Genomic DNA, 21,748 nt, shown 5'->3' with positions numbered 1-21,748 from the left:
CCGCGGCCGGAGGGCGCTCGTCCCCGGGCGCGCGGCGCCTGCGGGCGCAGACCGCGCGGACTCAGACCGCGGTGCCGACCACCACGGGCTCGGGGTGCAGCAGCACGCCGAACTCCGCCAGGACGCGGCCCTGGACGTACCGGGCGAGCTCGGCGACCTGCTCGGCCGTCGCTCCTCCGCGGTTGGTCAGGGCGAGGGTGTGCTTGCTCGACACGGCGGCCCGCGATCCGGGCAGGGCGAAGCCGCGCGAGACGCCGGCGTGCTCGATCAGCCACGCGGCGCTGAGCTTCACCAGGCCGTCGGCGCGGGGCGGCACGGGCAGCCCGACGGGCGCTCCGGCCTCGACCGCGGCGAGCGGAGTGATGACGGGCGCCTCCGCCGTCGGCTCGACCGGCCAGCGCGGCGCCTCGGGCGGCAGGGAGTCGGCGAACGCGCTCGTGACGAGGGGATTGGTGAAGAAGGAGCCGGCACTCGCGGTGTCCGGGTCCTCCGGATCGAGGACCATGCCCTTGCCCGCGCGCAGCGCCAGGACGGTCTCGCGCACCCGCGCGAGCGGCACGCGGTCGCCGAGAGCGACTCCGAGCGCCGACGCCAGCTGACCGTAGGCGACGGGAGTGCCGTCGCCCTCGGCGCCGACCTCCTCGAGCGCGAACTCGACGGCCAGCACCGCGCCCCGGCGGCCCTGCTTGATCACGGAGGTGCGGTAGGCGAACTGCATCTCCTCCGCCGTCAGCCGGACGGGCTCGCGCGCGCCCTCGTCGAGGAAGTCGACCGCGACCAGCGTGTCCGAGAGCTCCTGGCCGTAGGCGCCGATGTTCTGCACGGGCGACGCACCGACCGTGCCGGGGATGCCGCTGAGGGCCTCGAGGCCCGCCCAGCCGCGCTCCACGGTCGTCGCGACGAGGCCGTCCCACGACTCGCCCGCCTGGACCCGCAGGAGCACGCGCCCCGGCTCGTCGGAGGGGAGCCGCTCGACGCCGGTGGTGCGCACGCGCACGACCGTGCCCTCGACCCCGTCGTCGCCCACGAGGAGGTTGGAGCCGCCGCCGAGCAGCAGCCACGGCTCGTCGTCCGACCACAGGCCGACGAGCGTCTCGACCAGCTCCGCCTCGGTGGCGGGCTCGACGAGGCGCTCGGCGGGTCCGCCGACGCGGAGGGTGGTCAGGGCGGAGAGCAGCGGCGCGGAGGTCACGCGAGTCGGACCCGTGCCTGGGCCTTGCCGAGGACGGACTGGCCCTCGACCGAGACGGCGAGGTCGACGCGGACCCAGCCCTCCTCGGCGTTCACAGCACCGATCCTGGCGACCACGTCGATCGCGGCGCCGTCGCGCGGGTCCACCACGACGGGGCGGGTGAAGCGCACCTGGTAGTCGACCACGCGTCCGGGGTCGCCGACCCAGTCGACGACGACCTGCACCGCGGTGCCCATCGTGAGCATGCCGTGCGCGAGCACGCCGGGCAGGCCGACCTCGGCGGCGACGTCGTCGCGGTAGTGGATGGGGTTGAAATCGCCCGAGGCGCCCGCGTAGCGCACCAGGGTGCCGCGGTCGATCGGGAAGCGGCTCTCGGCGACGACCTGGCCGACGCTCAGCTCGGCGAGAGCGGGCAGTGCGGTGCTCATTCGTCTCCCCTGACCACGAGGGTCGAGATCGCGGTGACGACGTGCTCGCCGCTCGCGTCGACCATGCGGGACTCGGTGGTGACCATCGAGTGGGCGCCGAGCTTCTTGATGGCGGCGACCGAGAGGGTCGCGGTCAGCTCGTCGCCGGCCACGACCGGACGGGACAGCACGAAGCGCTGGTCTCCGTGCACGACGCGGCTGAAGTCGATCCCGCCGTCGGGCTCGGCGAGCAGCTGCTGGAGCGTGAACTCCTGCACGACGACGGCGAAGGTGGGCGGAGCGACGAGGTCGGGGTGCCCGGCGGCGCGGGCGGCTTCGACGTCGTGGTGCAGGGGGGAGGTCGCGGAGACGGCGCGGGCGAACTCGCGCACCTTCTCGCGCCCCACCTGATAGGGCTCCGTGGGCGCGAAGACGCGCCCGACGAGTTCGGGGTTCACTGGCACCCGGCCATACTAGGCGCTGCCGTCGCGGGGCCCTCGGGGCTCCGGAGGCGCCGCCTGTGGTCACCCGGGTATGACCACCGGGAATTTCCCATCCGTGTATGGCTGACCCGCGGCCGAACTTCTCCGAAGCTGGCGGGCATGTCGACACCCACTCCCGAGCGCGACTGGGCGACCTACGCCCGCGAGCTCGGCACCAACATGCACCGGGCCCGCATCGCCAAGGGCGCCAGCCAGGAGCGGATCGCCCACGCGGCCGGGCTCGCGGGCTACACCTACCAGAAGTTCGAGAAGGGCGAGTCGAAGCCCGGCTCGCCCGCGAACCCCACGCTGCACACCCTCCTCGCGCTCTGCGAGGCGCTCGAGATCGAGCTGACGGACCTCCTGCCGCCCGACCCGCCGCGCACCTCACGCGGCGCCGAGTAGCCGGAGCACCGCGCCGGCCAGCCGCGACCCCGAGCTGAGATCGAGGTCGACCTCGCCGAGCCCGTCGGCCTCCAAGCGGAGCCTGTCCTCCCCCGACTCCCCCGGGCGGCACAGGGAGACGTGCACCGTCGCGCCCGCGGCCCCGTCTCGGCCCGCCCAGAGCACCACCGGGAGCGAGCTCGCCGCGGAGCGGTGCAGCCGCTCCCCCGCCGCGACCAGCTCGTCGTGCTCGCCCGCGCACCAGCGCGGGCACCCCTCGTCGTTCCTGCCGTCCATCCGCTCCTCCACGTTCCGCACCCCTCGGTCGAGGAGACCAGCCCACCAGGCGGTACCGACACCGAGGGCCCGCCGCGCCCCGATCCCGACCGGGGTGTGGACAGGAGACGGTCGTCCGCCCGTTGTGGAGGAGCGAGGACCAGGGTCCCATACGCAGGTGGTGCCGCCAGGGGTCCGGCACGAAGCACCGGCGCGGTGTCAGCGGTGGACGATCAGCCAGGTCGCGATCGCCGTGGTCGAGCCCGTGTTGACCATGCGGTGCGGCCGCTCGCACGGGAACGTGATGGCGTCGCCCGGCCCGAGGACGACCGACTCGTCCTCGAACTCGACCGTCAGCTCTCCGAGCGTCACCGTCCCCATCTCGAACCCGTCGTGGCGGAGCAGCTGCCGGTGCGCCGTCGAGGTCGAGCCCGGCGGGTAGGTCGACTCGAAGAAGTCGACGGCGTCCAGCGGACGCGGCGCCAGACGGCGGAACAGCACTCCGCCCTCGAGCGCCACGGGCGCCGACTCGCGCGCCCGGACGACCTCGGTCTCGACCGGCGCCGACGCGCCCTGGTCGAACACGGCGGACAGCGGGACCCCCAGCGCGTCCACGAGGGCGATCAGCCGGCCGACCGAGGGCTGCATGGCTCCGCGCTCGATCTGCGAGACGGCGCTCACGGAGATGCCGAGTCGCCCGGCGAGTGCCTTCAGCGACAGGCCCGCCGAGAGCCGCAGCTCCCGCAGTCTCGCGCCGAGTCCGGCCCCGTCCGCGATCGCCCGGGCGGCCGCCTCGTCGGGCGCGGTGTCGTCGGAGGGCATGGCCCGTCCCCTCTCGCGGATCGTCACACAGCCGTAACGGAGCCGAAACGAGCGGCGGCCTCCCGACTCGTAGCGTGGCCCGCGTGAAGTGATCACTTCACTCGGAACGCTCTCCGCGACGCCCCGCCTCCTCGGCCGGACGTCCCGACCACCCTGACACATCCGCTCCGTGCCGCTCTGCGCACGACCGCCCGAGAGGTGGATCCACCCATGTCCGACCGAGTCACCGCACCCCGAGTCACCGCTCCTCCCGTCGATCCGGATCCCGCCGTCGCGGCGAGCGCCGGCTACGACGACCGCCTCTCCAACGAGGACCTCGCCCCGCTCCGGAAGCAGCGCTGGTCGAGCTACAACATCTTCGCGTTCTGGATGTCGGACGTGCACAGCGTCGGCGGGTACGTGACCGCGGGCTCGCTCTTCGCGCTGGGCCTGGCCGGCTGGCAGGTGCTCGTCGCCCTGGTGGTGGGCATCGTGATCGCGCAGGTCTTCTGCAACCTCGTCGCCAAGCCCAGCCAGGTCACCGGCGTGCCCTACCCCGTCATCAACCGGGCGATCTTCGGCATCCGCGGCGCGAACATCCCGGCGATCATCCGCGGACTGATCGCGATCGCCTGGTACGGCGTGCAGACCTACCTGGCGGCGCAGTCGCTGAACATCGTCTTCCTCAAGTTCTTCCCGGGCATGGCCGCCCTGAACACGCCCGAGGCGTCGTTCCTCGGCCTCTCGGCCCTGGGCTACCTCTCCTACGCGATCCTCTGGGTCGCGCAGGCCGCGCTGTTCTGGCGGGGCATGGAGTCGATCCGCCGCTTCATCGACTGGGCGGGACCGGCGGTCTACGTGGTGATGCTCGTGCTGGCCGTCTACCTGGTGTCGCAGGCGGGCTGGGAGAACATCTCGCTCACCCTCGGCTCCGGCGAGCCGCTCGACCTCGCCGCCGCGGTGCCGGTGATGATCTCGGCCGTCGCCCTGGTCGTCTCCTACTTCTCGGGCCCGATGCTCAACTTCGGCGACTTCTCCCGGTACGCCCGCAGCTACGGCGCCGTGAAGCGCGGCAACCTGCTCGGCCTCCCGATCAACTTCCTCTTCTTCTCCCTCCTCACCGTGATCACCGCGTCGGCGACCGTGCCGGTCTTCGGCGAGCTGATCACCGACCCGATCGAGACCGTCGAGCGGATCGACACCTGGTTCGCCGTGCTCCTCGGCGGGCTCACCTTCGTCATCGCGACGATCGGCATCAACATCGTCGCCAACTTCATCTCCCCCGCGTTCGACTTCTCCAACGTCAACCCGAAGAAGATCAGCTGGCGGATGGGCGGCATGATCGCCGCCGTCGGCTCGGTGCTGCTCACCCCGTGGAACTGGTACTCGAACGACACCGCCATCCACTACACGCTCGGCATCCTCGGCGCGCTGATCGGACCGCTGTTCGGCGTCCTCATCGCGGGCTACTACCTGATCAGCCGCCAGCGCGTCTGGGTGGACGACCTCTACACGATGAGCGAGAAGGGCCGCTACTGGTTCTCGCGCGGCTTCAACCCCAACGCCGTCTGGGCGACCGTGATCGGCGGAGTCCCCTCCGTCGCCTCGGTGCTCGTGCCGCGCTGGATCGCGGAGGCGGGAGGCGCGGAGTTCACCTGGCTCGGCGACTACAGCTGGTTCCTCGGCTGCGGGCTCGGATTCGTCGCGATGGCCGTGCTCGAGCGGCGCGCGCCGCGGATCGGGCGCCTCGACGAGGACCTCGAGAACGTCAGCGACGGCTCGACCGTCTGATCCGGCCGGCACGGAGGAGGGACCCGCTCCGGCCGCTCCGCATCCCGCGGACCGGCGGCCGGGCGGGCCCCTCCCCCTCCCGGCACCCGAAGCGAGGAACCACCATGCGCATCACCGTCGTCAACCCGAACACCAGCACTGCGATGACCGCGGCGATCGGCCGGGCCGCCCGCTCCGCCGCCTCGCTCGGCACCGAGATCACGGCCGTCACCCCGCCGATGGGTCCGGCGTCGATCGAGAGCCACTACGACGAGGCGCTCGCCGTGCCCGGCGTCCTGCACGAGATCGCCCGGGCGGAGGCGGCCGGCAGCGACGGCGCGGTCATCGCGTGCTTCGGCGACCCGGGCGTCGACGCCGCGCGCGAGATCGCGAGCGGCCCGGTCGTGGGGATCGCCGAGGCCGCCATGCACATGGCCGCGCTCGTCGGCCGGGGCTTCAGCGTGGTCACCACGCTCTCGCGCACCAGCGGCCGCGCCTGGGACATCGCCCGCCGCGCCGGGTTCGGCGACGCCTGCCGCCAGGTGCGCGCCTGCGACATCCCGGTGCTCGAGCTCGACGACCCCCGCTCCGACGCCCGCCGCGCGATCCTGGCGGAGTGCACCGCAGCGCTGGCCGTCGACGGGTCCGACTCGATCGTGCTGGGCTGCGCGGGCATGGCCGACCTGTGCCGCGACCTCTCACGGGAGCTGGGCGTACCCGTGATCGACGGCGTCGCCTCGGCGGTGCGCCTGGTGGAGGGGCTCGTCGCGATGGGCGTCAGCACCTCGCGGCGCGACGAGTACGCCGCGCCGCGGACGAAGGCGATGGCGGGGCTGCTCGCTCCGTTCGAGCGGGTCTGAGGCTCCGCGCCCCGTGCGGTCGGGCGTTCTGCCGGACCCCCGACCCGGACCCACCTGCGAGGATCGGGGGATGAGCGTCCTCCGCGATCTCGGCCTCGGTGCCCGGCTCTTCCTCCGCGGCTTCCGCACCTGGGTCCGCTCGCCGCGGGCGATGCTCCTCGGCGCGATCCCGCCCCTGATCGTCGGCCTGGTCTTCGTCGGCGTACTGGTCCTGGTGCTCACGCGGGTGCAGGACGCGGTGACCGCGCTCACCCCGTTCGCCGGCGGCTGGGACGAGGGCACGGCCGCCACCGTCCGCCTGGTGCTCTCGATCGCGGTGGTCGGCGCCGTGCTCGCCCTCGGCGTGGTCCTCTTCGCCGCGGTGACCCTGCTGGTCGGCGACCCCTTCTACGAGCGGATCTGGCGGCGGGTCGAGGACGACCTCGGCGGCGTGCCCGACGAGCGCGAGAGCACCTTCTGGCAGGGGGTCGGCCGCGGCCTCCGCGACTCCGCCGTGCTGGTCGCCACCTCCCTCGGGATCGGCGTGGTCCTGGTGCTGCTGGGCCTGGTGCCGGTGGTCGGCTCGATCGTCGGCCTCGGCGCGGGCGCCCTGGTCGGCGGGAGGGCCCTCGCGCTCGAGCTGACCGGGTTCGCGGGCGACGCCCGGGGGCTCTCCCTCCGCGACCGCCGCCGCCTCCTCGGCGAGCACCGCGCGGTCTCGCTCGGCTTCGGCATCGCCGTCTACCTGGCGTTCCTCGTCCCCGGGGGCGCGGTCGTCGCCACCCCCGCCGCGACGGCCGGCGCGACCCTCCTGCTCCGGACCCTGCGGGGCGAGCCGACCGAGCGGCCGGCCGCCTGACACCGCTTGGCCGCTGCCCGGCTCTCCCCTAGACTCGCGGCGTGCGCACGTCGATCCGAAGCCCCTGGTGGCCCGCCTCCTAGGCGGACCGACGCGCAGACCCCTCGCACGCGACCGCCTCCTCCGGGCGGTCGTTCTGCATGTCAGGGCCCGGGTGGGGCACGACCCGATACAAGGACCACGATGACCTCGCTCCTCTCCCGCATCCTCGCCTCCGACGGGACGCTGCCGTTCGCGGTGGTCCTCCGCCAGGGCCGCGACGCCGTCGACGTGTTCACGGGCGACGTGCTCGACGTCGAGGGCCTGGCCGACATCCCGCTCGACGGCGACGACGTGCTGACCCTCGTGCCCTACCGGCAGGTGCGCGAGCGCGGCTTCGCGGCGAAGGACGACGGAGCCCCGCTGCGCAACCTCGTGGTGCGCGAGCGCGAGAGCGTCCCCCTGGCCGAGGTGCTGCGGCTCCTGCCCGAGCGGGAGATCCCGGTCGAGGAGCGCGGCTTCGACGTGCCGGACGACGAGTACGCCGACATCGTCCGCCGGGTGATCGAGGACGAGATCGGCCGCGGCGAGGGCGCCAACTTCGTCATCAACCGCGCCTTCGTCGCGCAGACCGACGCGCCGCCCGTCGAGGCGGTCCTGGCCTGGTTCCGCCGCCTGCTCACCGACGAGTCCGGCGCGTACTGGACCTTCGCGATCCACACCCCCGGCGTCGACGGCGCGCAGACGGTCACCGCCGTCGGCGCGACCCCCGAGCGCCACGTCTCGGTGCGCGACGGCGTCGCCATGATGAACCCGATCAGCGGCACCTTCCGCCACCCCGCGGCCGGACCCACCGGGGAGGAGGTGCTCGCGTTCCTCGCCGACGTCAAGGAGAGCGAGGAGCTCTTCATGGTCGTGGACGAGGAGATGAAGATGATGAGCGCGGTCTGCCCGGACGGCGGCCGCATCCTCGGGCCGTTCCTCAAGCAGATGTCGCGACTCAGCCACACCGAGTACCTGCTCGAGGGCCGCACCGGACTCGACGTGCGCGAGGTCCTGCGGCTGACGATGTTCGCGCCCACGGTCACCGGCTCGCCGATGGAGAACGCGTGCGCCGTGATCGCCGAGTACGAGAAGGAGCCGCGCGGCTACTACTCCGGCGTGCTCGCCCTCTTCGAGCCGGAGGAGCACGGCTACACGGTCGACGCCCCCATCCTCATCCGCACCGCCTACCTCCGCGCGGACGGCCGCCTCACCGTGCCGGCCGGCGCGACGCTCGTGCGCCACTCCACCCCCGAGGGCGAGGTCGCCGAGACGCGCGCGAAGGCGTCGGGCGTCCTCTCCGCCCTCGGCCTGCTGCCGCACCGCGAGGTGCCGCCGGCCATCGACCTGAACGCGCAGCCGGGCGTGCAGGAGGCGCTCGAGGCGCGCAACGAGCGGCTCGCCTCGTTCTGGCTCCGACCCCAGGCGCCCGAGCACATCGCCGGCCTCGCCGGGCACACCGCGCTGATCGTCGACAACGAGGACCAGTTCACGACGATGCTCGCCCACCAGCTGCGCCACCTCGGGATGGACGCCCGGGTCGAGCGCTGGTCGGAGGTCGCCGACGTGCTGAGCGACGACCTCGTCGTCTTCGGCCCCGGCCCGGGCGACCCCCGCGACGAGTCCGAGCCGCGGATCGCGCACCTGCGCTCGCTGATGACCACGCGCCTCGAGGCGGAGCGGCCGATGCTCGCCGTCTGCCTCAGCCACCAGATGCTGTCGCTGCTGGCGGGCCTCCCGGTCGAGCCGCTGCCCGCGCCCCGCCAGGGCGTGCGCCTGGCGGTGGACGTGTTCGGCGAGGACGCCGCGATCGGCTTCTACAACACCTTCTCCTCCGTCGCACCCGGCGTCGCGCGCACGCCCCGGCTGGGGCTCGAGGTGTCGGTCGATCCGGAGACGGGAGTGGTCAACGCCCTGCGCGGCGAGCACGTCGCGTCGGTGCAGGGGCACCTGGAGTCGGTGCTCTCCTCCGACGGCCTGCGCACCCTGGAGCGGCTGGTCCGCACCGCGACCGCTCAGCCCGCGCGCGCATGAGCGGCCTGCGGCTGATCGCGTCGCCCGCCTACCCGGCCGAGCTGCAGGAGGCGGTGGCCGCCGCCGTGCGCGCGGCGGCCGAGGCGGCGCGCGGCTGGTACGGGCGCGGCGACAAGATCGCGGCGGACGAGGCGTCGGTCGCGGCGATGCGCGCCGTGCTGGCCGACGCTCCGTTCGACGGCGTCGTCGTGATCGGCGAGGGCGAGAAGGACGAGGCCCCGATGCTCGCGAACGGCGAGCGCCTCGGCCGCGCCTCCGCTCCCTCCTGCGACGTGGCGGTCGATCCGCTCGACGGCACCCGGCTGACGGCGGAGGGGCTCCCCGGCTCGGTGAGCGTGATCGCGCTGGCCCCGCGAGGCACGCTGTTCGACCCGCGCGACGTGTTCTACATGGACAAGCTGGTCTGCTCCGGAGCGGGCCGGGGCGCCGTCTCGCTCGACCTCCCTCCCGCCGAGAACGCCGCACGGCTGGCGGCGGCGCTCGGGAAGCCCGTCGCGGAGCTGGTCGTCGTCGTGCTCGACAAGCCGCGTCACTCCGGGCTCATCAAGGCTCTGCGCGCGGCCGGGGTCGCGCTCGAGCTGCGCGGCGAGGGCGACGTGTCGGTCGCGATCGAGGCGGCCGATCCCGCGGGCCGCGTCGACCTCGTCCTCGGCATCGGCGGCACCCCGGAGGGAGTGGTCGCCGCGTGCGCCGTCCGCGCCCTCGGCGGGGTCATGGAGGGGCGCCTCGCCCCCCAGACCGCACCGGAGCGCGCGAACGCCCTGGCCGCCGGCCACGACCTCGACCGTCTGCTGACCCTGGAGGACCTGGTCTCCTCGGACGACGTGCTCTTCGCGGGCTGCGCGGTCTGAGACCTCGCCCGCGGGCAGGACCTCGTCCGGGAACGCCGAAGGCCCCGGCTCGACGCGCGAACCGGGGCCTTCTCGCTGTAGCGGGAGCGGGACTTGAACCCGCGACACCACGATTATGAGCCGTGTGCTCTAACCACCTGAGCTACCCCGCCGCGCGTTCTTCGCAGGTCTGGCCTGCGGGGAACGGAGCCCCCTGTGGGAATCGGACCCACTACCTCTTCCTTACCAAGGAAGTGCTCTACCAATGAGCTAAGGGGGCGCACCTGCGGGTCTGACAGCCCCTCTCGGGGCGTGCCCGCGATTTGGCACCGTTAGACGATAGCACCTCCGCGGAGCGTCGATGACCGCGGGGGACGCGCCCCCGCGGCCGCCCGTCTGCGGCTACGCCCGGCTCGCCTCGTCGAGCGCGGCGAGCTCCTCGGCGCTCAGCTCGAGGGAGGCCGAGGCGATCAGCGCCGGCAGCTGCTCCATCACGCGGGCGCTGGCGATCGGCGCGACCACTCCGGGCTGCGAGCGGAGCCACGCGAGCGCCACCGTCGCCACTTCGGCGCCGTGCGCCTCCGCCGCCGCATCGAGCGCCGCCAGCACCCGGCGGCCGCGGCCGTCGAGGTAGCGGGAGGCGCCGTCGGCGCGCGGGCCCTCGGGCGTCGATCCGTCGCGGTACTTGCCGGTCAGGAATCCTGACGCCAGGGCGGAGTAGGGGACGACGGCCAGCCCCGCCTCGCGGGCGAGGGGCAGCAGGTCGGCCTCGATCCCGCGCTCCACGAGGTTGTAGTGCGGCTGCAGCGCGACGGGCGAGTGCAGGCCCTCCTCGCCCGCGATGCGCAGCCACTCCGCGACGCGCTCGGCGCTGAAGTTCGACACTCCGATCGCGCGGACGAGGCCCTGGTCCACGAGCTCGGAGAACACGGCGGCGATGTCGGCCATCGGCACGGCCTCGTCGTCGAAGTGGGCGTAGTAGAGGTCGATCCGGTCGGTCGCGAGGCGCTCGAGGGAGGCGCGGGCGGCCGCGCGCACGGTGTCGGGCGCGAGGCCGGTGAACTGCGGGTGGCGGCCCGCCTTCGTCGCGATCACCACGTCGTCCCGGTCCCCCGAGCGCTGCGCGAGCCACTCGCCGATGATCGTCTCGGACTCGCCGCCCGTGTTGCCCGGGACCCAGGCGGAGTAGGCGTCGGCGGTGTCGATGAAGTCGCCGCCCGCGGCCGTGTAGCCGTCGAGGACGTCGAAGGAGGTCTGCCGGCCCGCGGTCCAGCCGAAGACGTTGCCGCCGAGCGAGAGCGGGAAGACGTCGATGCCGGAGTCGCCGAGCGGCGAGCGGGTGACGGAGGAGGATGCTGCGCTGTCGATGCTCATCCCCCGATTCAAGACCCGCACCCCGCCCCGATCGATCCCCCTCCCGCGCATGCGCGGCAAGGACTCAGGCTCTCAGCGCCGCGGGTAGTCGGCGTAGGCGAAGCGCGTCGAGTCCGGCGCCCAGCCGGAGACGTTGATCGTCCCCTGCCCGCCGTGGAGGCGCTCCAGCACGCGGCCGGGCTCGAGCGTCGAGCGCCCGGGGAGGTCGAGCAGCCGCAGCTCGACGTCGACGTTCTCGGGGTGGCCGGCCGTCCCCTCCGGATAGGCGAGGTAGAGCAGGTGCGCGCCGTCGGGCGACTCGTGCGGGAACCAGTCGACCGTGCCCGACTCGACCAGGCGGGAGAGCGCGGAGCCGTCGAGGCCGATGCGGAACAGCTGCGCCCCGCCCCCGGCCCGCTCGGAGTTGAAGACGAGGGTGCGGCCGTCGGCCGAGACGTCGACGCCGTCGTCCGCCGGCTCGTCGTCGGTCAGGGCGGTGAGCGCGCCTCCCCCGGCCGGCATCGTGTACACGTCGGTCCGCCACCGCCCGGAGGCGTCGCCGCCGCCGATCAGCGCGAGGGTCGCGCCGTCGGGCGAGACGCCGTGCAGGTAGTGCTTGAAGCGCGCGCCCTCGCGCTCGGCGGTCAGGCGGCGGGCGGGGGCGGAGCCGTCGAGCTCGACCGCGTAGAGGTGCCCGTCGCGCGCCGAGACGTAGGCGAGCCCGCCGGACGGGGCGAGCACGTGGTCGTTGTTGAGCTCGGCCGGCACCCCGTCGAGCGGGATCGGCTCGAGCACGGGCGCCCCCTCGAGCGGCAGCCGGAAGAGGCCGCCGTCGCCGTTCACGATCAGGGCGGAGCCGTCCGGAGTCCAGTTCGGCGCCTCCACGAGGACGGAGTCGGACTCGAAGACGGTCGTCGACTCCCCCGTCGCGAGGTCGTGGACGCGGAGTCGGCAGAGCTGGTCGGGCAGGAGCGAGCGGGCCATGCTCCCCACGGTAGAGCCCTGGCGGATCGCGACTGGGCCGTCAAGCCTCCGCGCACTCAGGTTCCGAGGGAGGGCCCTCCGTTATTCTTGACCGACGTATGCGCTGGGTACACCTTGGGAGGAACATGTGATGCTCCTCATCCTCGTGATCTCGTTCGCGATCGCCGTGGCGACCCCCTGGCTGGTGGACCGATTCGGGCCGAAGACGTTCTACGCGCTGGCGCTGATCCCGGCCGCGAGCTTCGTCGCCACCGCGACCGCCCTGCCGACGATCCTCGACGGCGGCGAGATCCGCGAGTCCGTGCCGTGGATCCCCGCGCTCGACATCGCCCTCTCCTTCCGCCTGGACGCGCTCTCGATCGTCCTCGCCCTCGTGGTCAGCGGAGTCGGCGCCCTGGTCCTCGCCTACTGCGCGACGTACTTCAGCCGCGACGAGCCCTCGCTGGGCCGGTTCGCAGCGCTCCTGTCCGCGTTCGCCGGAGTGATGTACGGGCTGGTCACGGCCGACGACGTGATCATCCTCTTCGTCTTCTGGGAGGCGACGAGCGTCCTCTCCTACCTCCTCATCGGCCACTACAGCGGGCGCAAGGAGAGCCGGGGTGCCGGGCTCCAGGCGCTCCTGGTCACGACTCTCGGCGGGCTGGCGATGCTGGTCGGGATCATCGTCCTGATCGTGCAGGCCGGTACCACCAGCCTCTCCGGGATCGTCGCCGCCGCCCCCTCCGGCCCGATCGTGTCGACGGCCCTGGTGCTCGTGCTGCTCGGCGCGTTCTCGAAGTCGGCCCTGGTGCCGTTCCACTTCTGGCTGCCGGCCGCGATGGCCGCTCCCACGCCGGTCAGCGCCTACCTGCACGCCGCCGCGATGGTGAAGGCCGGCATCTACCTCGTCGCGCGCCTCGCGCCGGGCTTCGCCGACGACTCCGTCTGGCTGCCCGTGGTGGTGAGCGTCGGAGTCTGGACCATGCTCGTCGGCGGCTGGCGCTCGCTCCGGCAGTACGACCTCAAGCTCGTGCTGGCCTACGGCACCGTCAGCCAGCTCGGCTTCCTGACCGTCGCCGTCGGCTTCGGCTCGCGCGACGCCGCGCTGGCCGGACTGACCCTGCTCGTCGCCCACGCTCTCTTCAAGGCGCTGCTCTTCCTCACCGTCGGCATCGTCGACCACCGCGCCGGCACGCGCGACCTCCGCAAGCTCAGCGGCCTGGGACGGCAGGCGCCGGTGCTCGCGGGCGCCGCCCTCGTCGGCGTGCTGTCGATGGCGGGCATCCCGCCGCTGCTGGGCTTCGTCGCCAAGGAGGCCGTGTTCACGAGCCTGATCTCGGCGATCGAGCAGGGCTCGTTCTGGGCCTGGGTCGCGCTGGTCGGCCTCGTCCTCGGCTCGATCCTCACCGTGGCCTACTCCGCGCGCTTCTTCTGGGGCGCCTTCGCCCGCAAGAAGGGGCTCGAGGACACGCACCTGCACGCCGAGCCGTGGACCTTCACCGCCGCCCCGGTGCTGCTGGCCGCCGCCAGCGTGATCGGCGGGATCGCCGCCTCCGTGCTCGACCCGCTCGTCGCCGTCTACGCGGACACCCTCCCCTACGCCGCTCCGGACGCCGACCCGGAGCTCGCCGCCGCCGCGGAGGCCTCCGACCACGGCGGCTACCACCTCGCGCTCTGGCACGGCTTCGAGCCCGCGCTGGCACTCAGCGCCCTCGTGATCGCCGTCGGACTCCTCCTCTTCGCCAAGCGCGTCGCCGTCGCGCGCGCCCAGTCGATGCTGCCCAACCGGATCGACTCCGCCGAGGGCTACTGGGCCACCGTCCGCTGGCTCGACCGTGTCGCCAGCACGGTCACCGAGTCCGTCCAGCGCGGCTCGCTCCCCCGCTACCTGACGGTGATCTTCGCGGTCTTCGTCCTCGGCGTCGGCGGTGCGGCCGCTCTCAACCGCACCTGGCCGGGCGATCTCGTCTTCTGGGACAGCCCGGGCCAGCTCGCGGTCGCGGCCGTGATGATCCTCGCGGCGGTGCTGTGCGCGATCGCCCGCAACCGCGTCGCCGCCGTGCTGCTGGCCGGCGCCACCGGCTACGGGATGGTGGCCCTCTTCGCCCTGCAGGGTGCACCGGACCTCGCCCTCACCCAGGCGCTGATCGAGACGGTGACCCTCGTGGTCTTCGTCCTGGTGCTGCGCCGCCTCCCGACCCGCATCGCCGCGAAGCACCAGCCGATGCGCAAGCGCCTGCGCGCCGTCATCGGCATCGCGGTCGGAGCGGTCATGGCCCTCGCCGCCACCATCGCCCTCGGCGCCCGGACCGCGACGCCGATCTCGGCCGAGCTGCCCCGCCTCGCCTACGAGGAGGGCAAGGGCCGCAACATCGTCAACGTCCTGCTCGTCGACATCCGCGCCTGGGACACGATGGGCGAGATCTCGGTCCTCGTCGTGGTCGCCACCGGCGTCGCGAGCCTGATCTTCCTCTCCAGCCGGGCCGGAGGCGCGCCCCGCCTCGAGTCGCAGAGCGCCGACGACCGCCGCGAGCGCGCGATGGACCTGACCGCCTCCTCCGCCGACGCCGAGCGCGACGGCGACCGCGGCTCCTGGCTCGTCGCCGGGCGCACGCTCCGGCCGGAGAACCGCTCGATCGTGCTCGAGGTGCTGGTGCGCCTGCTCTTCCACCCCGCGATGATCGTGTCGGTCTACCTGCTCTTCACCGGTCACAACACCCCGGGCGGAGGCTTCGCGGGCGGCCTGCTCGCCGGTCTCGCCCTCGTCGCGCGCTACCTCGCCGGCGGCCGCTTCGAGCTCGGCGAGGCCGCGCCGATCGACGCGGGCAAGGTCCTCGGACTCGGCCTCTTCTTCGCCGTCGGCACCGCCGTCTCCTCCCTCGCCTTCGGCCTCGAGGTCCTCGAGTCGAGCTGGCTCGACCTCGAGGTGCCGGTGCTGGGCGAGCTCCACCTGGGCACGTCCACCCTCTTCGACATCGGGGTGTACCTGATCGTGATCGGCCTCGCCCTCGACATCCTCCGCAGCCTCGGCGGCGAGGTCGACCGCCACGGCGAGGAGGCCGAGCAGGGCTCCCCCTCGGGCGACGGCGTCACGCACTCGACGGACAGCACCCCCGGCCCCGGCCAGGGCACGGTCGACGGGCTCGAGACCTCGCTCCCCACCGGCTCCACGGTCGTCGGCGGACCGGGCAGGGGGGACGGCGCATGAGCATCACCCTCGTCCTCGTCGTCGTGATGGCGGTGATGTACGCGGCGGGCGTCTACCAGATGCTCGAGCGCAGCCTCACCCGCATCCTGATCGGGTTCCTGCTCGTCGGGAACGCGACCAACATCCTCATCCTGCTGATGGCCGGCCGCTCGGGCATCGCGCCGTTCGTCACCGACGACGGGCGCTCCTACGAGCAGATCGCCGCCGAAATGGCCGACCCGCTGCCGCAGGCGCTGATCCTCACCGCGATCGTGATCACCTTCGGGGTGTCCGCCTTCCTCCTCGCGATGATCTACCGGCGCTGGCGCCTCGCCAACGCCGACCAGGTGGAGGACGACGAGACCGACGCCTCCGTCCGCGAGGACGCGGCGGGCATCTCGGCCCAGACCACCGCCGACGACCGGGCGCTCGACGTCCTGCTCGAGTCCAGCGACGAGGGCACCGCCGCCAAGCACGGGGAGAGCGCCATGACCGACGACAGGAAGGAGGACCGATGAACGCCCTGATCCCGCTCGTCGTCACCCTCCCCCTCCTGGGAGCGGCCGTCGCGCTGATCCTCGGACGCCACCGGCGCGCGCAGATCACCGTGAACATCGTGACGCTCTCGAGCGTTCTGGTGATCTCCTCGGTGATGCTCGTGCTGGTCCTCACCGGCGACGGAGGCGGCAGCGCCGTCTACGTGGGCGGCTGGGAGCCGCCGTGGGGCATCGTGCTGGTCGTCGATCCGCTCGCCGCGCTGATGCTCGTGATCACCTCGATCACCCTGCTGGGCGTCCTGCTGTTCTCGGTCGGCCAGGGCCTCGTCGACGGCAACCGCGAGACGCCGGTCACGATCTTCCACCCGACCTACCTGATCCTCTCGGCGGGCATCCTCAACGCCTTCGTCGCGGGCGACCTCTTCAACCTCTACGTCGGCTTCGAGATCCTGCTGGCCGCGAGCTACGTGCTGATCACCCTGGGCGGCACCGCGCCGCGGATCCGCGCCGGCACGACCTACGTGGTCGTCAGCCTGGTCTCGAGCGTGTTCTTCCTCTCGGCCATCGGCCTGCTCTACGGCGCCACCGGCACGGTCAACATGGCGCAGCTCTCGATCCGCATCGCCGAGCTCCCCGCCGACGTGCAGCTGGTGCTCCACGTGGTGCTGCTGCTCGGCTTCGGGATCAAGGCGGCCGTCTTCCCCCTGTCGTTCTGGCTCCCGGACTCGTACCCCACGGCTCCGGCGCCGGTCACCGCCGTCTTCGCCGGACTCCTCACCAAGGTCGGCGTGTACGCGCTGATCCGCACCGAGACCCTGCTCTTCCCCGGCGGGAGGCTGAGCGAGGTGCTGCTGGTGGTGGCGCTGCTGACGCTGATCGTCGGCATCCTCGGCGCCGTCGCGCAGGCCGACATCAAGCGGATGCTGTCCTTCACGCTGGTCTCGCACATCGGCTACATGGTCTTCGGGATCGCCGTGGGCACCCCGGCCGGCTACGCGGCGACGATCTTCTACGTCATCCACCACATCACGGTGCAGACGACGCTCTTCCTCGCGACCGGCCTGATCGAGCGCGTCGGCGGCACCACCTCGATCCTGCGCCTCGGCGGGCTGCTCAAGGCCTCGCCGCTGCTGGCGCTGCTCTACTTCATCCCCGCGATGAACCTCGGCGGGATCCCGCCGTTCACCGGCTTCCTCGGCAAGGTGGGGCTCTTCGTCGCCGGCACGGAGTCGGCCGTCGACCAGCCGTCGTGGCTGATCTGGGCCGTCATCGCCGCCGGGGCCGTCACCTCGCTCCTGACCCTCTACGCCGTCGCGCGCGTCTGGAACATGGTCTTCTGGCGCCGGCAGGAGGAGGTGCCCGGCTACGAGTCGCCCCTGATCGACCAGCTGCAGGAGGACCCCCACGACACGGGCAGCATCCGCACCCGCCACTCGCCGCCGATGATGGTGCTCGCCACCGCGGGGATGGTCGTCGTCGGCGTCGTGCTGACCGTCGGCGCCGGTCCCCTCTACGACGCGAGCGAGCGAGCGGCGAGCGCGGTCGCCGACCCCGCGACCTACATCGCGACCGTCTACCGCGACTCGTCCTTCGGAGAGGAGGGGCCGCGATGAGCCCCCGCCGCCGCGTCGACATCTGGAACCGCGTCGCGATGTTCGTGACCCTCGTCGGGATCTGGGTGCTGCTCTGGGACGACGTCTCGGTGCTGTCGATCGTCACCGGCTTCCTGGTCGCCCTGCTGATCACCCGGGTGTTCTACCTGCCGCCGGTCGAGTTCTCGAACCGCATCAACCCGTGGTTCGTGCTCCTCTTCCTCCTGCGCCTGCTGGCCGACATCGCGGTGGCCTCGGTGCGGGTGTCCTGGCAGATCCTGACCCTGCCGGTTCCGGTGCACAACGCCATCGTCGCCGTGCACCTGCGCAGCCGCTCCGAGGGGATGCTCGTCTGGACGACGGAGGCCGTCTCGCTCGTCCCCGGCTCCCTGGTGATCGACGTGGACCCGCAGCTGAACGTCCTCTACCTGCACGTGCTCGGCGTGACCCACGACGAGGGCGAGCGGATCGACGAGGTGCGCCGGACGGTCCTCCGGACGGAAGCGCGCATCGTCCGGGCCATCGGCTCCCGCGAGGACGTGCAGCGCGTGAACCGGCCGATCGAGGCCGGATCGGGGGTGGTCCGGTGATCGACTGGCTGATCTGGATCCTGGTGCCGGTCTTCGGCGCCGCCTGCCTGCTCGCGCTCGTGCGGATCCTCCGCGGTCCGTCCGTGCTCGACCGGGTCGTCGCGGCCGACGTGCTCGTCGCGACGATCATCTGCGGGATCGGCGCCGAGATGGCGGTCAACCACCACGCGCGGACCCTGCCCGTCGCGCTCGGGCTCGCGCTGTTCGCCGTCTTCGGATCGATCAGCGTCGCCAAGTTCATGGCCAACCGCGAGGAGGACTGACATGGACCTGTTCTTCGACGTGCTCACCGCTGTGCTGCTGCTGGTCGGCGCCCTGCTCTCGCTGCTGGCCGCGATCGGCTTGATGCGGTTCGACGACCTGCTCTCCCGGATGCACGCGGGCACGAAGCCGCAGGTGCTCGGACTGATCTGCGTGATGCTCGCGGTCGCCATCCGGAACCCCGGCTTCGCCGCCGCGGGGACCATCGTGCTGGTGATCGGCTTCCAGCTGCTGACCGTGCCCGTCTCGGCGCACATGGTCGGCCGGGCGGCCTACCGGGCCGAGGCCGTCTCTCCCGGGTACCTCGTCGCCGACGAGCTCGCGGAGGCGGTCACCCGCGCCGACGAGCAGGCCCGCGCGACCGGGCCCGAGACCGCGCACGCGTCCGAGGAGCGGGCGCGCACCTCCTCCGCGCCCCCGCCCGAGGACGAGGACGGCCCGGCCGCGACCGCCTAGGCGACCAGGACGAGCTGCACGGCGGAGGCGCCGGTCATGCTGCGCAGCGCGAATCCGCCGATCGCGAGGGTGACGGCGACCAGGCCGCCGACCAGCAGCACCAGCAGCGGCACCACCCACAGCAGCGCCCGTCGGCGTCGGGCTCGGGCCTCGTCCGGCGTCTCTTCGATCACCCGTCGACTGTACGGGACGGCGGGGGGCGTGCCCCCGGCGCCCCTGAGCCGCCCGATAAACTCGACCCCATGACCCTGGACTCCGCTACCTCCGGCGCGCCCGAGAACTCCCCCGGCCCCGACTCCGAGGCCGAGCACCGCCGGGGAGCCGAGTGGTGGCGCACCGCCGTCATCTACCAGATCTACCCGCGCTCCTTCGCGGACGCGGACGGCGACGGCATCGGCGACCTGCCCGGCATCGCCTCGCGCCTCGAGAGCCTCGCCGAGCTCGGCGTCGACGCGATCTGGCTCTCGCCCTTCATGACCTCGCCGCAGAAGGACGCGGGCTACGACGTCGCCGACTACTGCGACGTCGATCCGCTCTTCGGCACCCTCGCCGACTTCGACGCGATGCTCGCCCGCGCTCACGCCCTGGGCATCCGGATCATCGTCGACCTCGTCCCCAACCACTCCTCCAGCGCCCACCGCTGGTTCCAGGAGGCGCTCGCCGCTCCCGCGGGCAGCGCCGAGCGGGCGCGCTACCTGTTCCGTGACGGCCGGGGCGAGTCGGGCGAGCTGCCCCCGAACAACTGGGAGTCTGTCTTCGGCGGCCCCGCGTGGACCCGCGTCATGGAGCCCGACGGCTCGGCCGGCCAGTGGTACCTGCACCTCTTCGACACCTCGCAGCCCGACTTCGACTGGACGAACGAGTGGGTGCGCGAGCGCTTCCGGGAGGTCCTCCGCTTCTGGCTCGACCGCGGCGTCGACGGCTTCCGCGTCGACGTCGCGCACGGGATGATCAAGGCCGAGGGGCTGCCCGACTACACGCCGCCCGCCGACAGCGGGTCGATGGGCGGAGTCGCTCCCGCCGACGGCGAGGAGCCCGCCACCGCCCCCTACTGGGCGCAGGACGGCGTCCACGAGATCTACCGCGACTGGCACTCCCTGCTCGCCGAGTACCCGGACGACCGCGTGCTCTGCGCCGAGGCGTGGGTGCAGCCCCTCTCCAAGCTCGCCCGCTGGGTCCGCCCCGACGAGATGCACCAGGCCTTCAACTTCGCCTACCTCGAGACCCCGTGGAGCGCACCCGCCCTCCGCGACATCATCGACTCCTCCGTCGAGGCCTTCGCCGCCGTCGGCGCCCCGTCGACGTGGGTGCTGTCGAACCACGACGTCGTGCGCCACGCGAGCCGCCTGGCCCTGACGTCCGACAACCCGCAGGGCTACGGCATCGGCCCGCGCACGCCCGGACTCCCCGACCCCGTCCTGGGGCTGCGCCGCGCTCGTGCCGCGACCGCCCTCATGCTCGCGCTCCCCGGCTCCGCCTACGTCTACCAGGGCGAGGAGCTCGGGCTCCCCGAGGCGATCGACCTGCCGGACTCGGCGCGTCAGGACCCGACCTGGTTCCGCACCGGCGGCGAGCGCTACGGCCGCGACGGCTGCCGGGTGCCGATCCCGTGGGAGGCGGACGCGCCCGCGTACGGCTTCAGCGGCTCCGGCGACTCCTGGCTGCCGCAGCCCGGCGACTGGGCGCCGCTCGCGCGCGACCGCCAGCGCGGTGTCGCGGGCTCGACGCTCGAGCTGTACCGGTCCCTGCTCGCGGTGCGCCGCGCCGAGGACCTGGGCTCCGGCGCCGTCGAATGGCTCGAGGGCTACCCGGAGGACGTCGTGGCGTTCCGCAACGGAGCCGTCACGGTGATCGCGAACCTCGGCGAGGCTCCGGTCGAGCTGCCCGTCGGCTCCGTGGTGCTGTCCTCGGAGGAGCTGCACGAGCCGGCGCTGCCCGCCGACACCACGGTCTGGCTGCGCGCGGAGTAGCGGGCCGCGGGGTCCGCCCGGCGACTCCCGCGTCCCGCCGCCGGGTCAGCGCCCGGCGTTGGCCTTGAGCCAGAGGTAGGAGTCGACCTTCGTCACGCCGTCGAGGCGGATCTCGAAGTGCAGGTGCGGGCCCGTCGACATGCCGGTCGTGCCCACCAGGCCGAGCAGCTGGCCGACCTTCACCGGGTCGCCCTCGTTCACGGCCGCCGAGCCGTGCTGCATGTGCGCGTACACGCTCGAGACGAGCTGCCCGTCGATCTCGTGGTCGACGATCACGTGCACGCCGAGCGAGCCCTCGCCGTCGATGACCGTGCGCACGACGCCGTCGGCGATCGCCTGGATGGGCGAGCCGTCGCCCGGGTTGAAGTCGGTGCCGCCGTGGTTCACCGAGCAGCCCGCGCAGTTGCGGTAGCCGAAGCGATCGCCCACCGGCACGCCGACGGCGAAGGGCCACTGGATCGACGCGTTCGGGTCGTTCGTGAAGCCTGTGTCGGAGGTGCGGACGATGTCGGCGACGTTGGTCTGCGTCTTGCGCTCCTGCACGCCGAAGCCGTCGCGGGCGACCGTCTCGGCGCTGACCTCGCCGGCGACGAACGACTGCGCGCCGCGGCGGGCGTCGGCGCCGAAGGGGGTCGAGAGGCTCTGCGCCTGCACGTCCTCCGCGGTCAGGAGCGATGTGGCCGGCAGAGAGGTCGCCGCCACGATGGCCGCGACGAAGGAGAGGGCGACGAGTCCGCCGACCCGGGCCCGGCGCACGGGCCGGAGCGGCGTCGCGCGCGGTGCGGGGACGGGGGCCGGAGCGCTGCGGACCGAGGCGACGCGGCGCTCCGCCTCGCGCAACTGCTCCGCCGTGGGAGCCGCGAGGAGGTCGTCGGAGCCGCTCGCGAGCGAGACGTCGGAGGCGAGGGCCAGAGCGCGCTCGCGCTCGCGGAGCTCGCGACGGGAGAGGGGTGGAGTCGATTCGCCGGGGGTCGATGCAGGGGC

22 protein-coding genes and 2 tRNA genes are annotated in these 21,748 nt (G+C 73.0%); 13 read left to right on the top strand and 11 right to left on the bottom strand.

Annotated features, from left to right (window positions below):
* Nucleotides 1-61: 61 nt before the first annotated feature.
* Genes C5C10_RS11065 through C5C10_RS11055 form a run of 3 tightly spaced genes read right to left on the bottom strand, consistent with a single transcriptional unit; the run spans nt 62 to nt 2,063 of the window.
* Nucleotides 62-1,192: a UDP-N-acetylmuramate dehydrogenase gene (locus tag C5C10_RS11065; protein ID WP_104329243.1), complete on the bottom strand. Its 1,131-nt coding sequence runs from the start codon at nt 1,190-1,192 to the stop codon at nt 62-64.
* The gene (locus C5C10_RS11060) at nt 1,189-1,620 is read right to left on the bottom strand and encodes a MaoC/PaaZ C-terminal domain-containing protein (RefSeq protein ID WP_104238284.1); all 432 of its coding nucleotides are present in this window, start codon (nt 1,618-1,620) and stop codon (nt 1,189-1,191) included. Before C5C10_RS11060 ends, C5C10_RS11065 begins: the two co-directional genes overlap by 4 nt.
* A complete protein-coding gene (locus tag C5C10_RS11055; RefSeq protein ID WP_104227045.1) occupies nt 1,617-2,063 on the bottom strand; it encodes a MaoC family dehydratase N-terminal domain-containing protein in 447 nt (148 codons plus the stop codon). Before C5C10_RS11055 ends, C5C10_RS11060 begins: the two co-directional genes overlap by 4 nt.
* A gap of 138 nt (nt 2,064-2,201) precedes the next feature.
* On the opposite strand from C5C10_RS11055, the gene C5C10_RS11050 reads away from it, so the two are divergent.
* On the top strand, nt 2,202-2,486 hold the full coding sequence (locus tag C5C10_RS11050; RefSeq protein WP_104223625.1) for a helix-turn-helix domain-containing protein: 285 nt from the start codon (nt 2,202-2,204) through the stop codon (nt 2,484-2,486).
* On the opposite strand, the gene C5C10_RS11045 is transcribed toward C5C10_RS11050, so the two are convergent.
* A complete protein-coding gene (locus C5C10_RS11045; protein WP_104254833.1) occupies nt 2,469-2,762 on the bottom strand; it encodes a DUF6907 domain-containing protein in 294 nt (97 codons plus the stop codon). The two genes, C5C10_RS11050 and C5C10_RS11045, sit on opposite strands and share 18 nt — an antisense overlap.
* A gap of 198 nt (nt 2,763-2,960) precedes the next feature.
* On the bottom strand, nt 2,961-3,563 hold the full coding sequence (locus C5C10_RS11040; RefSeq protein WP_104329242.1) for a helix-turn-helix domain-containing protein: 603 nt from the start codon (nt 3,561-3,563) through the stop codon (nt 2,961-2,963).
* A 210-nt stretch (nt 3,564-3,773) separates the two neighbouring features.
* Between C5C10_RS11040 and C5C10_RS11035 the strand changes: the two genes are divergently transcribed.
* The 5 genes from C5C10_RS11035 to C5C10_RS11015 all read left to right on the top strand — a co-directional run bounded on the left by C5C10_RS11035 (nt 3,774) and on the right by C5C10_RS11015 (nt 9,916).
* Nucleotides 3,774-5,333, top strand: a complete 1,560-nt coding sequence (locus C5C10_RS11035) for an NCS1 family nucleobase:cation symporter-1 (RefSeq protein WP_104329241.1) — start codon at nt 3,774-3,776, stop codon at nt 5,331-5,333.
* Between the two features lie 104 nt (nt 5,334-5,437).
* Nucleotides 5,438-6,172 (top strand): aspartate/glutamate racemase family protein, encoded by a 735-nt coding sequence (locus C5C10_RS11030; RefSeq protein ID WP_104329240.1) that lies wholly within the window; start codon nt 5,438-5,440, stop codon nt 6,170-6,172.
* Between the two features lie 70 nt (nt 6,173-6,242).
* Nucleotides 6,243-7,010, top strand: coding sequence for an EI24 domain-containing protein (locus tag C5C10_RS11025; protein ID WP_104329239.1), 768 nt, complete (start codon nt 6,243-6,245; stop codon nt 7,008-7,010).
* 183 nt (nt 7,011-7,193) lie between these two features.
* Entirely contained in the window at nt 7,194-9,065 is a 1,872-nt protein-coding gene (locus C5C10_RS11020) for an anthranilate synthase family protein (RefSeq protein WP_104223619.1), read from the top strand.
* Nucleotides 9,062-9,916, top strand: a complete 855-nt coding sequence (locus C5C10_RS11015) for a fructose-bisphosphatase class II family protein (protein ID WP_104329238.1) — start codon at nt 9,062-9,064, stop codon at nt 9,914-9,916. Before C5C10_RS11020 ends, C5C10_RS11015 begins: the two co-directional genes overlap by 4 nt.
* A gap of 78 nt (nt 9,917-9,994) precedes the next feature.
* Here C5C10_RS11015 and C5C10_RS11010 read toward each other — a convergent pair.
* The 4 genes from C5C10_RS11010 to C5C10_RS10995 all read right to left on the bottom strand — a co-directional run bounded on the left by C5C10_RS11010 (nt 9,995) and on the right by C5C10_RS10995 (nt 12,232).
* Nucleotides 9,995-10,068 (bottom strand) — tRNA-Met (locus C5C10_RS11010).
* 35 nt (nt 10,069-10,103) lie between these two features.
* Nucleotides 10,104-10,175: transfer RNA gene (locus C5C10_RS11005), tRNA-Thr, on the bottom strand.
* Between the two features lie 122 nt (nt 10,176-10,297).
* Nucleotides 10,298-11,269, bottom strand: coding sequence for an aldo/keto reductase (locus tag C5C10_RS11000; RefSeq protein WP_104282417.1), 972 nt, complete (start codon nt 11,267-11,269; stop codon nt 10,298-10,300).
* Between the two features lie 72 nt (nt 11,270-11,341).
* Entirely contained in the window at nt 11,342-12,232 is an 891-nt protein-coding gene (locus tag C5C10_RS10995; protein WP_104329237.1) for a PD40 domain-containing protein, read from the bottom strand.
* 130 nt (nt 12,233-12,362) lie between these two features.
* On the opposite strand from C5C10_RS10995, the gene C5C10_RS10990 reads away from it, so the two are divergent.
* Genes C5C10_RS10990 through mnhG form a run of 6 tightly spaced genes read left to right on the top strand, consistent with a single transcriptional unit; the run spans nt 12,363 to nt 18,794 of the window.
* On the top strand, nt 12,363-15,419 hold the full coding sequence (locus C5C10_RS10990; RefSeq protein WP_104329236.1) for a Na+/H+ antiporter subunit A: 3,057 nt from the start codon (nt 12,363-12,365) through the stop codon (nt 15,417-15,419).
* Entirely contained in the window at nt 15,416-15,916 is a 501-nt protein-coding gene (locus C5C10_RS10985) for a Na(+)/H(+) antiporter subunit C (RefSeq protein ID WP_104223614.1), read from the top strand. Before C5C10_RS10990 ends, C5C10_RS10985 begins: the two co-directional genes overlap by 4 nt.
* Nucleotides 15,913-17,508, top strand: coding sequence for a Na+/H+ antiporter subunit D (locus C5C10_RS10980; protein ID WP_104223613.1), 1,596 nt, complete (start codon nt 15,913-15,915; stop codon nt 17,506-17,508). Before C5C10_RS10985 ends, C5C10_RS10980 begins: the two co-directional genes overlap by 4 nt.
* Nucleotides 17,505-18,077, top strand: coding sequence for a Na+/H+ antiporter subunit E (locus C5C10_RS10975; RefSeq protein WP_104234245.1), 573 nt, complete (start codon nt 17,505-17,507; stop codon nt 18,075-18,077). The genes C5C10_RS10980 and C5C10_RS10975 overlap by 4 nt, the downstream gene beginning before the upstream one ends.
* Nucleotides 18,074-18,340, top strand: coding sequence for a monovalent cation/H+ antiporter complex subunit F (locus C5C10_RS10970; RefSeq protein WP_308470711.1), 267 nt, complete (start codon nt 18,074-18,076; stop codon nt 18,338-18,340). The genes C5C10_RS10975 and C5C10_RS10970 overlap by 4 nt, the downstream gene beginning before the upstream one ends.
* Nucleotide 18,341: 1 nt before the next feature.
* Nucleotides 18,342-18,794: a monovalent cation/H(+) antiporter subunit G gene (gene mnhG / locus C5C10_RS10965; RefSeq protein WP_244229587.1), complete on the top strand. Its 453-nt coding sequence runs from the start codon at nt 18,342-18,344 to the stop codon at nt 18,792-18,794.
* On the opposite strand, the gene C5C10_RS17855 is transcribed toward mnhG, so the two are convergent.
* Complete coding sequence (locus C5C10_RS17855; RefSeq protein ID WP_181067860.1) at nt 18,791-18,967, bottom strand: hypothetical protein; 177 nt, start codon at nt 18,965-18,967, stop codon at nt 18,791-18,793. The genes mnhG and C5C10_RS17855 overlap by 4 nt on opposite strands.
* A gap of 69 nt (nt 18,968-19,036) precedes the next feature.
* On the opposite strand from C5C10_RS17855, the gene C5C10_RS10960 reads away from it, so the two are divergent.
* Entirely contained in the window at nt 19,037-20,764 is a 1,728-nt protein-coding gene (locus C5C10_RS10960) for a glycoside hydrolase family 13 protein (protein ID WP_104329235.1), read from the top strand.
* A 45-nt stretch (nt 20,765-20,809) separates the two neighbouring features.
* Here the strand turns inward: C5C10_RS10960 and C5C10_RS18360 are convergent.
* A partial coding sequence (locus C5C10_RS18360) for a M23 family metallopeptidase (RefSeq protein ID WP_104234247.1) occupies nt 20,810-21,748 on the bottom strand: 939 nt, incomplete at its 5' end.

Source organism: Rathayibacter sp. AY1A3, assembly GCF_002930975.1.
Lineage (GTDB): Bacteria > Actinomycetota > Actinomycetes > Actinomycetales > Microbacteriaceae > Rathayibacter.
This window is presented reverse-complemented; position numbering and strand designations above follow the sequence as displayed.